The sequence below is a fragment of the Rufibacter glacialis genome, assembly GCF_008271745.1.
Taxonomy (GTDB): Bacteria; Bacteroidota; Bacteroidia; order Cytophagales; family Hymenobacteraceae; genus Nibribacter; species Nibribacter glacialis.
Genome location: NZ_VKKZ01000010.1, coordinates 649,863 through 663,352, shown reverse-complemented (window position 1 = coordinate 663,352; position 13,490 = coordinate 649,863). Strand labels below are relative to the sequence as shown.

The window sequence follows — 13,490 nt, the reverse complement described above, 5'->3', positions numbered from 1 at the left end:
TCAGGCTTCAATAAAGTTAAAATCCATAATCAGGAAAATGATAAAACTATAAGCCCCTTCAAGGAGGACAGCTTGCCAAAATCCAGCACCATCTTCTCTAATTCCTCGCTAATGTCCTTTATTTCCAAAAATTGGAATACCCACACGCGAAGGTTTCAGTTGCACTTCTTATTTATGGTATTCAGGCATTTACCATCCTGGATGAAATCCCAAACATCAAAGTATCCCAAGCAGTTACCAGCAGATTACCTCATATTCAGAGAACTAGCCGATAAAATTGTTTTATTACCTTTTGTTAGCTGTAAATTGAAAAAACCAAAGTTCACGGTTTTAAAAAGGTAGCATTTATGACCTTGAAGAAGTAAACACGCTTGGCGGTCCAAAGCAAAAAAGCACTTGTTGCCATACTACGCTCTGCCTTACCCCATATAGGAAACTGCCGTCTTTAAAGGCTTGTTTTGCCAGAACATGATTAACACTCTCACCATCTTTTCATCCAACACTTGCTGGCATTGCACTACTCTCAAGTATAGGCCATTAATGAGCAAGGCACCATCACCCAATGAGCTACACTTGAAATAAGCGCACCTGACTGGGAGAGTTGGGTAAAGATAATGTTTCTCATAGCAGTTTGTTTGGTAGCCGTTTCCTATGAAGAGAAGAGCGCAGATTGCGTTAAAGGTTAGCCTTGTCTCTGGGAGGTGCGTGTACAGGGGACCGGCGAAAAAAGTATAAATGTGGTAGAGGCACATTGGTGTGAAGGAGTTGGGCATCTGCAACTACAACGCTTGATTTCTTCTTCTGAGAAAAATTGGTATTGGGCTCTGCAAAGAAGCATCTTGAAAGAAAGTGAACCCAGTTTAGCACTGAACCTGAACAGCGCGTTTAAGTTGGTGGGTATGTGGGAACGGCTGGGGCAACTTTTGCCAAGGGCAAGATACGCATATAGTAAAATGGTGCAAGACCATGGCAATTGTCTAACAATACCCTATTTTGGTTTCTTTTGCATTTGGTTTCTTTTGCCTGTTATCTTTGGAAGGATTATCCTGCTTTTATGTCAATTCCCACTACAGCCCTGATCATTGGGGCTGGCCCGGCCGGTTTAACGGCTGCTTTTGAATTGTTACAACATACGCAAGTACACCCGTACGTGGTAGAGGCCACAGACCGTATTGGCGGCATCTCTGCCACCATCAATTACAAAGGCAACCGGATGGATATTGGCGGGCACCGCTTTTTCTCCAAATCTGACCGGGTCATGGACTGGTGGCTTTCCATCCTACCGCTCCAGCTGGAAATAGGCCAAAACCTGGGTACCCTGGCTTATCAAGGCAAAAGCCGGGTTATCCCTACCCTGTCACCTGGAACCAGTTTATATTCGGATAATGTCATGCTGCTGCGCCAGCGGACCTCCCGTATTTTCTTCCGCCGCCAATTCTTCGACTATCCTCTTTCCTTCTCCGTTGGCACTCTTGCCCAGTTAGGGATAGGGTGGTCCACCAAGGCAGTCCTGAGTTATCTCAAGCAGGTGGTACATCCTATCAAGGAGGAAAAAAACCTGGAGGAGTTCTTCATCAACCGGTTCGGGAAACACCTGTACCTAACCTTCTTCAAAGCCTATACAGAGAAAGTGTGGGGGGTTCCCTGCCAGCAGATCAGTGCCGAATGGGGAGCCCAGCGTATCAAGTCGCTTTCTATCACTGAGGCGGTGAAGCACTTTCTAAAGCAACAGCTTTTCTCGCCCTCGGCAGATTTCAGCCAGAAAACGACCCAGACATCTTTGATTGAACAGTTCCTCTACCCTAAACTAGGGCCCGGGCACCTGTGGGAGGTAGTCACTAAGCAGGTTCAGGAGAAAGGCGGGGAAGTGCATATGCAACAGGAGGTTGTGGGGCTTCAGTTAGAAGGAAACCGCATTGCCTCAGCCACCATCCTGGACCAACAGACAGGCGCTACCTATACCCAGGAACCTAGCTATGTGATCTCCACCATGCCTATCCGGAATCTGATCAGGGCGTTAGGGGCAGCTGTTCCGGTAGAGGTGCAAGAAATTGCCGCGCAACTGCCCTACCGCAACTTCATCTCCGTGGGCTTGCTGCTGAACAAACTGGCCATTACCCCAGACAACGGCCTGTTGATCCAGGACAACTGGATTTATATCCAGGAGCCCGATGTTCAAGCAGGCCGCCTGCAGATCTTCAACAACTGGAGCCCATACCTGGTGACAGACCCAGAAAAGGTTTGGCTGGGCGTAGAGTATTTCTGCCAGGAAGAAGATGCCCTGTGGCACATGGAAGAAGAGGATCTAAAGCAATTAGCTATTGACGAACTACAAAAGCTGGGCATTATTTCCGCTGACCAAGTAATAGACGGCACCGTTGTCAAGATGCCCAAGGCTTACCCTGCTTACTTCGGATCTTACTCCCAGTTCCATAAGGTGCAGGCATTCCTGGACAGGATAGAGAACCTTTTCCTGATAGGCCGCAACGGCATGCACAAGTACAACAACCAAGACCATTCCATGCTGACGGCCATGTTAGCAGTAGAGAACATTGCCGCTGGCCGAACCGACAAAGCCAACTTGTGGGCCGTGAACACAGAACAGGAGTACCATGAACATTCTTCCCATGCAAAGTAGCCTGCGCCTGAGCAATCCGGCTTTCGCGCTGCTTTTCACCTTGGTCTATGCGATTCTACTAGGGTGGCTCATGCAGTTCCATGAGCTCTGGTTCGATGAGACAGTACCCTGGCTCTTGGCCTTGTACAGTGACTCTTATACAGAACTTCTGTACAATAAGCGCTATGAAGGCCATCCTAACCTATGGTACAGTATTCTTTTCCTTATTACCCGTTTTACTAAAAGTCTCTGGACCTTGCAGGCTACCCAGTTTGTGTTTGCAGTGGGTTTCGTTTTTATTTTTCTACGCTTTGCCCCGTATCACTTCTTACTGAGGCTGCTTTTCTGTTTCGGGTACTTTGGGCTCTTTGAATATGGGATGATTAGCCGGCTGTATGCTTTGGAGCTCTTTGCCATCTTCTCTCTATGCGCCTTATATCCTAAGAGGTTTGAACATTGGTGGCTATACATGGTAGTACTTGGTGTAACTGCACACATTCACCTTTTTGGATTTATGTTCTCCGGGGCTCTAGGGCTACTTCTCTTTTCTGAAGCCTTTTTCTTAGAGCAAGGTACGCCTCAGAAATGTATGCTATCACGGAAAAAGAAATGGGCAGGTCTTGCATTTTGGGCGTTTGCGTGCGCGCTCTCTTTTTGGAGCATGGTCAGGCCAGAGGAACTCACCGCTGTTAATCCAGAAAGAGTTCTTGGCTATACCACGGGGCAAGCATTCACTTTGCCTAGCCGAGCTTTCTTTCCCATACCTAAATTCCAACTTCATTTTTGGGATACTACCCTAATTAGGGTGCGCTATGCCATACCATTTTCTATCTGCCTCATATTAATTCTTATTTTTTGTTTTAGGTCCGTTACTCGTCTCTTATTGACCCTATTACTTCTATTCACAGGCCTTTTTGTCTTCTTCATATTCAAATATGATGGGTACATGCGCCATCATGCACATTTCTTTGTGTTTGCTTTGGCTTTAGGTTGGATCATGTTCCATTACCGCTCCTTGCCAACCTATAAAATAGGTGCCTTTAAAAAATTACAAGCCTTATTGTTCCTAGCTACCTTCATACAAGTACCTATTGGTGTATTTGCTGTCTATCAAGATGTGAAACATATGTTTCTTCCAGCAAAATCAGTGGCTGAATATTTAAAGAAGAATACCCCTGAAAATTCTATCTTAGTAACAAATCACGAAGTCAGAGCTTCTACGGTAGTGGCTTATTTAGGGCATCCGGTAATAAACCTTTCTAATTTAAAGCCTTCCTCATTTTTTACGCCAGGTGTATCTGAAAAAAGTATTTTAACACCTTTACAAGCCCTTAACGCGTTAAGAGCTTTGGGTCAAAAAGAAAGGCGTCCTATTATTCTTATTTCCTATTCCAAATTGAACTTGGAATCGTATCCTTATCCTATTCAACACATAATCTCCTTTGATGGGAATTACATTCTCCCCAACACTTCAATGTACTTATACCAAGTAAACTACCTCCCTTTACCTTAAGTCGAGTTGGTGGAAGGAGCGTCTACAGCGGTGTTTTTCAATTGGTCAGAATGCCACTATTTAATTAATTCCAATTTTTAATTAACACAACTTAGCCTGTTTCCAAACTAAGTAAAAAGTGCTAGTTTGAGTAGAGTTTTCGGTTGTAAACCGATATCAAATATTAACAAGACCTAACAGTGGGGTATCCAAGCCAATGACGCCACAGGGTTGATCTCCTATGGAAGCCTCCCTACTTGGAAGCCTGCTCCCTTTCCTGCTTATTTTCCAAAAAGCCCCTTAAAACTGATACCGCACCTGTACCCGCACCTGCGTGCGCTGGGGCCCTTGGATCTCCTCTAAACCCGAACTAACGGTGCTTTGCCCGCGGTAATGGGTATGGCTCAGTTTAAACCAAGCATCCAGGTGCCGGATAAGCTGTTGCTGGGCCAGGAAGTAAAGGTGGGTGCCTCGGCCAGAGAAGGCGGGGATGGAGAACGCGTACAGCACATCCTGCTCAGGTACATACAGGCGGGTGTCATAGTCATCGGTGTCAAAGAGGGCGTAGCGGGCGCTGAGGCGGGTGTGAGCATGCTCCCAAATAATATCCTGGGACGTGAAATAGCCCGCGCGGGCGGGGCCGCTTTGCCGGAAATGGCTGGCCTGCACCCGGGACCGTAATCGCAGCGAAGGCACGGGACTTACGTCCAACAGCAGCAGGTACCGGTGCGCGTTGGTGTCCTTCACCCGCCGCAGCGGCTCACCGCCCACAGTTTCATTGCGAGCCTTGCGCTCAAATTGGTACTGCCCATACAACAGCGTGGTCTTGGAGGGCATGAACTGCAGGCGCAGCAGGTATTCCTCGCCAGTTGAAGGAGCGTCTACCCGGTACCGGAGCCACGGGAATGCGAAACGATCATAGTACCCGGTCACTTGCCAGCGGTGGCCCAGTTTTAGTTTTATGCCGGTATATAAGCCGCTTTCATTCTGGTTTCGGCTCCCTTCGCCGAAGGCGGCCCCGTACAGGCTTTGGAAATCACGTGCGTAGTACCGGTACAGCAGGGCCACCTCAACCCTTTCAGAAAGGCTGGCCAGCACCCCATTCACCGTGCCTACCCCACCGTTGCCGGAGCGGGCAGATTCACCGAAGAAGGAAAAGTTCTGCCACAGGTAGCTGTAGTGCAGCCCCACGGCTACATGCTGCTGCCCATTAAAGGAAAAAAATTGATACGGCTGCGTTTGAGGTTGCAGCGGCACCCCGTACGTGGTGCGCAGCCCGGTGAGCCCCAGGCTCAGGGTTTGCGCTGGATTTCGATACGTAACATTACCACCCAGCACCTGCTCCCTGGCACGTTGCCGGTTCCGTAGTTCAGAGGGTGTGCGGTGCAGGCCCGAGGACTGTATACCTCCCAAAGTAAATGCGGTAGTATCATCAGCCAGCGGCTCCCCCTCTGAGGCATCTACCCTTCTGTTGGAATAGAAAAGAGTGGTTTCCAGCCGTCGCCACCGGTGAGTAGCCGCGGCGCCCCTAAAGAAGTTTGTCTCCAAGGCAGAAGTATGCGGTCTTATGCCCAGTTGGCTTCGCCGAACAGTAGTGATGGTCTCGCTTCCTTTGCCCATGCCCAACCCACTGGACAATAACAGGCCCTGCCCAAACTGGAGCTGGTAATCCCCCAGGGCAATGGTTTTAAAAGCTCCGCGGTCATGGACCAGGGCGTGGGCTGAGTAGAAATCAAACCCGTATTGGCGCTGGCTGGGGTTCCACGTGAATTGTTCCCCGGCGTCTTTTTCGGCGGTAAGGCCAAAGCTGAAATCACGCGGGTGACTGAGGCGGTAACGGAGCAGGAATTGGTCAGGAGAACCAGAATAGCGGGTCAAAGACCGTCCTTCAGGCGGAGTATAGCCCCTCCGCTGCTGCAAGGTACGGCCATACCGAAGCAGAAGCGTGTGGATGTCGGCGTTTTTGAGGCGTTGGCGCCAGGGCTGCTGCCCTAGTTGCCCAAAAGCGGCCACCGTCACAAAGGGCAGGAGCCGCCGGATGGAAATAAGGTCAAACCCGGCAATGGACTGCAACTCATAGAGGCTGGACAGGCGACCGTTTTCCTGGATGTGCTGGAGGAGGGCGGATATCTGGCCTTCAGAGAGAAGCCAGAGGCTGCGTAGTTCTTCGCGGGAGGCCCGGTTAAGGTCCAGGGGTTGGCGGTAATACTGCAATAAGGTTTCGTAGAGGTCTTCATAAGCCACATCTGATTCCTCATCGTCCTGCTGCGCAAGGAGTTCCTGCACCAACAGTTCCACGTCTACCGCCGGACGGAGCATTTCCTGGGCAACCACGGCCTGTTTTACGACCATTATCAGCAAAACAAGCCAGAAACAGCACCTCATGGCAGTTTCTCCTTCGCCAGCACATACGCTACAGATAGGTAGTTGCTCATGCCCAGCTGGTGTTGCGCCCCGACGGCATACGCTACCTGAAACTGCCGGAACGTGACATCCACGCCCGCAGTGCCCGCCCTGGTGCCGGAGTGGAACCCAGTCCGTAAACCCAAGGCGGGTACTACCCGGTACTCCACCCCTCCTTTCACCGCCGCCGGATACTCCAATTCTTTCTCGGCTTCCAGTACCAGCAGGACTTTGGCAGCGGCCTGGAACCCCAATCCCAGTTTCATGACGGTAGGCACCCGCTCGTCCTGGAACTGGGCCAACTTGGCTTGGTTCAGGTTGTAGATATGAGCCCCGAAGGTAAGGCCCGGCACCAGGTCAGATTGCAGTCCCAGGCTGAGCGCAACCGCTTTCCGGCTGCCCCACTCCTTGACCCGTACCTGCAGCAAATCGGCTTTCAGGCCCAGCCTTACCACCCCCAATTGGTGTGCCACGCCCAACCCTAGCCGCTGCTCATTGTAGGCTTCCCCGCCAAACCGCTGCACATCCACGCCCACCACTCCTACCCGCGGCACAGGAGAGATGGCCAGCAACCCCACGGTGGAAAGTTCTTTCAGCAGGAAAAGGTTGTGAGCGTAGGCGCCGGCCACCGGGTTTTTCAAGGTAGCTATCCCGGCGGGATTGTTGCTCAACGCCCACACCTCTGGTAAGGTGACCGAGGCGCCTCCTAAACCGAGGGCCCGAGCCCCTACCGGGGAATTGTTGAGTTGGCCCAGGGAGGATAAGGGAACAGCTAATACATAAAGAAGAAGGCAAATGCGTAGCGCGTGCGTCATAGGCAGGAAGGTTAGGCGGTTTTCTTCCTACGAAATATCTTATTTTAATGATTTATTTTCTTATAATATTTCTGTTATATAATTATTCAGGGCATAAAAAACGCCCGAAGAAGACTTCGGGCGTTTTAGGGGTGAAATCAGGAAAGAAGGCGGAAAAGGATTAGCTCTTCTGTTTCTTGGTTTCTTTTTTGATTTTAGTTTCGTTCTTTTTCTTCTTGATTTTGATCTGGCCTTCTGGCGTCTCAATTTCTACCTTCCCGTTCATCTTCACATCATTGATGGCGGGGTTGAAGACCGTGTTGGGGTTGCCTTTGTCTACCAGGGTCATCTCGTTCACCAGGTGACCGGCACCGGAAAGTTTGTCTATCACGAAGAGCACGTACTTGATGTCTACGTTGATGCTGCGCTTGTACTCAGGGTCAAACACCAAGTCGCCGGTCATGGCTTCCCAGTTGCCGTCAAAGGCCAGTCCCATCAATTCGCCGCGGCCATTGATCACCGGTGAACCGGAGTTACCACCTGTGATGTCATTGTTGGTGATGAAGCCCACGCGCAGCTGGCCGTTCTCGCCGTAGCGGCCGTAGTCCTTCTTGCGGTGGAGTTCCATCAGTTTGGCGGGCACAATAAATTCTGGGTTCGTAGGGTCTTCTTTCTCCGCTAAGCCATCCATGGTGGTGTAGTATTTGTATTCTACGCCGTCACGGGGCTCATAGCCTTTCACGGTACCGTAGCTCAGACGCAGGGTAGAGTTGGCGTCTGGGTAGAACACTTTGTCGGGGTGCATTTCGCGCAGACCGGCTACGTACAGACGGTTGGCTTTGCCTAAGGCCGCGTTGTACTCATTCAGTTTAGGCAGAACATTGTCCTGGTAATTGGTCTGTACCGCCCGAACGAACTTGAAAGCCGGGTCTGTTTCCAGGGTCTTTAGCGTAGGATTGGCCAAAAACGCGTTGGCCTTGGCCTCAGAGGCAAGCAGCGACTTTGAGTAAATATCGGCGGCCCACTTCTTGAAGTCTCCTTTGTACGTGGTGGTCAGGTCTTTGAAGATATCCGCGTGCTGCGCTTTGGGCACATCCTGGTAGTACATCTTCATCAGTTCGGCGAAGATCTTCTGGTCAGAAGAGGGCACGTAGCTGGCGTAGAACTCTTTGTTCATCTCTTTGTAACCCTCTACCAACTGCTGAAGTTTGGCTTTGTCTACGTTGCCCGCTTTGAGCATATTGTACAGTGGCGTGTACTGGAAGGCATGCGCCATCAACTGCGGGGCCAGAGCGGCCTCTGAGCGGTAAATAGCCGACAGGTTGTAGTTCCGTTGGCCAGCGTAAGAGGCGTTGATGTCTGCCAGGGCGCTACCGTAAAGGCCTTTGCGGGTGGCATTGGCATCAGCCCAGGCCTGGAAGGCTTTCTCTTCAGTGGCTTTCTTGTCAAGGGTCTTCATGCGTTTGATGCCCTCGTTCTGCCCAATGAAGTATTTGTAGTAGTTGCTGATGCTGGCGTAGTTAGAGGCCAGTTTCAGGCGGTCAGCGGGCGAGGCATCCATGGCTTCTTTCATAAGAGCCAGGCGGCGCTCCCGCAATTTGATACGGACAGGATTTGACTGCTCTACCGCCATGCCCAGGCCAGAACCGGCCATGAAACGCGTGGTACGACCAGGGAACCCGAACACCATGGCAAAATCACCTTCCTTCAGGTTGCTCATGGAAATGGGCAGGTGGTGTTTAGGACGATACGGCACGTTCTTCTCAGAATACGTGGCCGGTTTGCCGTCTGGGCTCATGTACACCCGGAACACGGAGAAATCGCCGGTATGGCGCGGCCACATCCAGTTGTCGGTGTCTCCCCCGAATTTCCCTATGCTTTCCTGCGGCGTTCCTACCAGGCGCACGTCTGTGAAACGCTCGTACACGAATAGATAGAACTCGTTGCCATTGAAAAAATCACGCACGTAGCCCACGTACTGGCCGTTGTTCTTGGCGGCATCTGCCAGCGCTTTGGAACGCTCGGCTACCAGTTTGGTACGCTCCTGCTCTGGGGTCTGGGGCGTGATGCCCTGCAACACTTGGCCAGATACATCTTCCATGCGCACCAGAATGTCCACGAACAGGCCGTCGTTTTTCTTTTCCTGCTCCCGGGTCATGGCCCAGAAACCGTTTTTCAGGATATCATCCTGGGGGGTGGAGTTGGAGGCGATGGCGTCATAGCCGCAGTGGTGGTTGGTGAGCAATAAACCTTCCTTAGACACGAACTCACCGGTACAGAAACCGCCAAACTGCACAATGGCGTCTTTGAGGCTGGCGTTGTTCACGTTGTAGATTTCCTCAGCGGTGAGTTGCAGGCCTTGTTTCTGCATATCCACGTGGTTGAGGCGCTTTACCAGCAGCGGCAACCACATGCCCTCATCGGCACGGGCCGACAGGGACAAGCCCAAACAACCGAGAAGAAGTAGACTATAAACTTTTTTTAGCATAGCATATGTTAGTTAGAAAGCCCAAAGGTAAGGATTTGTGGCCTTTTTTCCCGAAACTCGCAGCATATGCCCATCATCAACTGGCTTTTCAAGCACATTTTTCTGGCTCTGGTATGGATGTACCGCTACCTGATCTCGCCGCTCACGCCGGGCAGTTGCCGGTTTACGCCCACCTGTTCTGGGTACGCGCACCAGGCCATTGTCAAATATGGCCCGTTCAAAGGCGGCTGGATGGCCCTGAAACGCATAGGCCGCTGCCAACCCTGGGGCGGGCATGGGTATGATCCGGTGCCTTGACTTTTTCCCCGTACCGGCAGAGCAACGTTCTTAGGTGTTTGAAGGGTATTTTCTTAAAAAGAGGGCAAAAACAGCAGATTCTCCCCTAAACCTTCCAGGAGATGTAAGTAAATACTCAGCCTCATCTATACTTTTTGTCCTCCTGGAAAGATTTTGGGGGCGAGCTAGAATGGCTCTTCTGAACCGCCCTTACCGTCCGCTGCCAAGATCCTTTCAGGATGACAAAAACAATGGGCGGTGGTTTGTGGCTTTGTACTTATCTTCAGGTGATACGAAGATTTATAAAACTTCCGGTTAGTGATGACGCGAGGAGTTGTATCAATTCGGCCTAATTTTCCGTTAGAAGGACTTAAGCTTCAGCTACATGCCCTTCACGTTCTCCCACCCGGCTATTGTCTTGCCGTTTCTCTCGCTGCCTTACCGCTGGCGCTCCACCACAGGATTGATTGTGGGCAGCATGGCCCCCGATTTTGAGAAATTCATCAGGATGAGCCTGCATGATCCCTACAGCCACACCTGGCCCAGCATCTTCTATTTTAACCTGCCCATTGGCATTCTGGCCTGCTTTGTCTTCCACCTCATCATCAGGGACACGCTCATTGACCACCTGCCTGGTTTTCTGCGGCAGCGCCTGAACCGGTTTAAACGGTTTGAGTGGAAAAGCTATTTCAAAAAGAACTGGCCCATTGTGGTGCTCTCCTTGTTGGTGGGCATAGTCTCCCACTTGGGCTGGGACGCGTTTACCCACAGAACTGGGCTGGGTGTGCGGCTTTTCCCTATCCTGGAGGAAAGAATCCTGCCTGAACCCTACCGCAGGCCTTTGTTCGCGTTCCTGCAGCAGGTTCTGTCTGTGATTGGCGGAATCATCATGATGGTGTTCGTTTTCCGGCTTCCGCCGGAGCAGCGGCCCCTGGAAAAGAAACCTTTGGTTGGTTTCTGGAGTACCTCAGCGGTGATCGTGTGCGTGGTAGTGACCTTGTGGCTCCTGGCGGGTGGCAGGTTGAACCGGTACTACATCATGATAGCGGCCCTTTCAGCGGGTTTGCTCAGTTTAATTATTCTACCTTTCCTCATCAGGATCAAAGACCAGTTATTCTCTAAAACATGAATGAATTTTTGCAGGCCGCCCTGGAAGAGGCGAAGAAAAGCTATTCCGAAGGAGGCATTCCCATCGGATCGGTCTTAGTACACAAAGGCAAGATCATCGGCAGGGGCCACAATAAACGGGTACAGAACGGCAGCCCTATTTTGCACGGCGAGATGGATGCACTGGAGAACGCGGGCCGGCAACCGGCCAAAGTGTACCAGGAAAGCGTGTTGTATACCACCCTGTCGCCTTGCCCCATGTGCTCGGGCACCATTCTGCTGTATGGCATTCCTACGGTAGTGGTGGGTGAGAACAAGTCTTTCATGGGCGAGGAGGAACTGCTCAAATCCCGCGGGGTACAGGTAACAGTAGAAGACCACCCAGAGTGTTATGACCTCATGCAGAAGTTCATCCGGGAGAAACCCACCGTCTGGAACGAAGACATTGGGGTGTAAAGCCTCTCCAAAAGAAGAGAAGGAAATGCGGGCTTCTGTTCAGGTGCTGTTTTATGAAAAGCAGGGCCTAAACAGAAGCCCGTTGATTTGGCGCCCCGGCAAAATCCTGCAAACTTTATAAGGAACCAGATTGTTCTGGCCATACAAGCCTCTTTTCCATTTTTTCCGCCTAATGAAATACACCTTCCTTCTATACGCTCTTCTGCTGCTGCCCATGTTAAGCTGCCAGCGGAGCACTCCTCAGGCCGCCTTACCTGACCAGGCTCCCGTGATAACGACCTCGCAGAAAGTGGCACTAGCGCCGCAGCAGACCAAAAACCCGTATTACTCCCGCACTGACACGGCCAAATTGCACGTCTCAGACGCTGAGTGGAAGAAAGTGCTGCCCGAAGATGTGTACTATATCTCCCGCAAGAAGGGCACGGAACGGGCTTTCACCGGTAAACTCTGGAATTTCACGGGCCGGGGTACCTACTACTGCGCCGCCTGCGGCAACAAGCTGTTCAAGTCAGATGCCAAATTCGCGAGTGACTGCGGCTGGCCCAGCTTTTTTGAGACCATCCGGAAAAACGCCGTGGTGTACCAGGAAGACCTGACCCTGGACATGGAGCGCATAGAGGTGCTTTGCGGCCGCTGTGACGGGCACCTGGGCCATGTGTTTGATGATGGCCCGCCCCCTACCGGCAAACGCTACTGCATGAACTCCATCGCCCTGGACTTTGAACCTTTGGCCGGTGCCTTCCAGGTCCATTGATTCAGGCAGGTGGTTATGTACAGGCCCCGTTCTCTTTACAAGAGGCGGGGCTTTTCTTTTAGGCGTCTTTTCTTAGAACAGGCCAGAAACAAGACTGGTACCTAACTCAGGTTAACCAAAGGAAAGGCTTTGCGTTAAAAATGGGCACGGCCCAGCCGAAAAGATGTCGTATTCCCCCTAATACCTTACTTCATGAACCGTTTCGCCTCTTTCAAAGGGTGTTTCTTTTTGAGTCTTCCGTTAGCGTTTACCCTCAGTAGTGCAGCGCCAGCCTTCGCCCCGGCGGCCAACACGCTTACCCGCTTGGCTAAACTGCCCAGCGCCGTGGTAGAGAGCTCTGGCCTGGAACTAGCCGATGAACCCCACACCTACTGGACCCATAATGATGCTGGCAATGCCCCAGTGCTTTACAAGATAAACGAGAAAGGAAAGTTGCTGCAGGAGATAGCCGTGCCCGGTGCCACCAACATAGACTGGGAAGACCTGGCCCGTGACACCCAGGGCAACCTTTACATTGGAGACATGGGCAACAACAGCAACAAACGGCAAAACCTGCGCATCTACAAGGTAGCCCTGAAAAACGGGTTCAAGCCCCAGGAGATAAACTTCACCTACAGTGACCTTCCGGCCGGCAAGATTCCCAAAGAAGCCCGAAACTTTGACTGCGAGGCTTTTTTCTGGGCCAACGGCAAGCTGTACCTGATCTCCAAAGACCGTGGCGCGGGCCGCTACGCCAAACTGTACGAACTTTCAGACGACGCCGGCACCCACACGGCCAAACTGCTGGGCAAGAAAGAACTGCCCGGCATGGTCACCTCCGCTGACCTGAGTCCCGACGGGAAGCACCTGGCCGTATTATCCTATGGCAAGCTGTACCTATTCCCTACTTCTAAAGGAGTGGGCCAGTTCCTGACCCAAACTCCGAAGGTTCTGGAATTGATAGAGGGCGGCCAAGCCGAAGCCGTTCTGTTCAAAGACAACAAGAACCTGATCATCACCAATGAAGAAGGCAACCTGTTCAAATTCTCGCTGTAAGCTGAGAGAACAAATCAGGCCTCTTTATAAACAGGAAAGCCCCGCAACCATGGCTGCGGGGCTTTCCT

General features: G+C 51.5%; 10 protein-coding genes. 7 read left to right on the top strand and 3 right to left on the bottom strand.

The genetic code is table 11. From position 1 onward, the window contains the following. Positions 1–1,054 precede the first annotated feature (1,054 nt). Both FOE74_RS03620 and FOE74_RS03615 read left to right on the top strand, forming a co-directional pair. Entirely contained in the window at positions 1,055–2,638 is a 1,584-nt protein-coding gene (locus FOE74_RS03620; protein WP_149097221.1) for an NAD(P)/FAD-dependent oxidoreductase, read from the top strand. Then, on the top strand, positions 2,613–4,130 hold the full coding sequence (locus FOE74_RS03615; protein WP_149097220.1) for a hypothetical protein: 1,518 nt from the start codon (positions 2,613–2,615) through the stop codon (positions 4,128–4,130). Before FOE74_RS03620 ends, FOE74_RS03615 begins: the two co-directional genes overlap by 26 nt. Positions 4,131–4,409: 279 nt before the next feature. Here the strand turns inward: FOE74_RS03615 and FOE74_RS03610 are convergent, their stop codons facing one another. The 3 genes from FOE74_RS03610 to FOE74_RS03600 all read right to left on the bottom strand — a co-directional run bounded on the left by FOE74_RS03610 (position 4,410) and on the right by FOE74_RS03600 (position 9,794). Then, positions 4,410–6,461 carry a ComEA family DNA-binding protein gene (locus FOE74_RS03610; protein ID WP_225840614.1) on the bottom strand — a complete coding sequence of 684 codons (2,052 nt, stop codon included), beginning with the start codon at positions 6,459–6,461 and terminating at the stop codon, positions 4,410–4,412. Between the two features lie 29 nt (positions 6,462–6,490). Continuing rightward, complete coding sequence (locus FOE74_RS03605; RefSeq protein ID WP_149097218.1) at positions 6,491–7,327, bottom strand: PorV/PorQ family protein; 837 nt, start codon at positions 7,325–7,327, stop codon at positions 6,491–6,493. A 160-nt stretch (positions 7,328–7,487) separates the two neighbouring features. After that, the gene (locus FOE74_RS03600) at positions 7,488–9,794 is read right to left on the bottom strand and encodes a S46 family peptidase (protein ID WP_188686284.1); all 2,307 of its coding nucleotides are present in this window, start codon (positions 9,792–9,794) and stop codon (positions 7,488–7,490) included. Between the two features lie 66 nt (positions 9,795–9,860). Between FOE74_RS03600 and yidD the strand changes: the two genes are divergently transcribed. From yidD to FOE74_RS03575, 5 genes are all read left to right on the top strand, one after another. After that, a complete protein-coding gene (gene yidD, locus FOE74_RS03595; protein WP_149097217.1) occupies positions 9,861–10,091 on the top strand; it encodes a membrane protein insertion efficiency factor YidD in 231 nt (76 codons plus the stop codon). A gap of 364 nt (positions 10,092–10,455) precedes the next feature. Beyond that, entirely contained in the window at positions 10,456–11,199 is a 744-nt protein-coding gene (locus FOE74_RS03590) for a DUF4184 family protein (RefSeq protein WP_149097216.1), read from the top strand. Continuing rightward, positions 11,196–11,633, top strand: a complete 438-nt coding sequence (locus tag FOE74_RS03585) for a nucleoside deaminase (protein WP_149097215.1) — start codon at positions 11,196–11,198, stop codon at positions 11,631–11,633. Before FOE74_RS03590 ends, FOE74_RS03585 begins: the two co-directional genes overlap by 4 nt. 172 nt (positions 11,634–11,805) lie before the next feature. After that, a complete protein-coding gene (gene msrB, locus FOE74_RS03580) occupies positions 11,806–12,387 on the top strand; it encodes a peptide-methionine (R)-S-oxide reductase MsrB (protein ID WP_149097214.1) in 582 nt (193 codons plus the stop codon). Positions 12,388–12,579: 192 nt separating this feature from the next. After that, the gene (locus FOE74_RS03575) at positions 12,580–13,422 is read left to right on the top strand and encodes a hypothetical protein (protein WP_149097213.1); all 843 of its coding nucleotides are present in this window, start codon (positions 12,580–12,582) and stop codon (positions 13,420–13,422) included. The last annotated feature ends 68 nt before the right edge of the window (positions 13,423–13,490 follow it).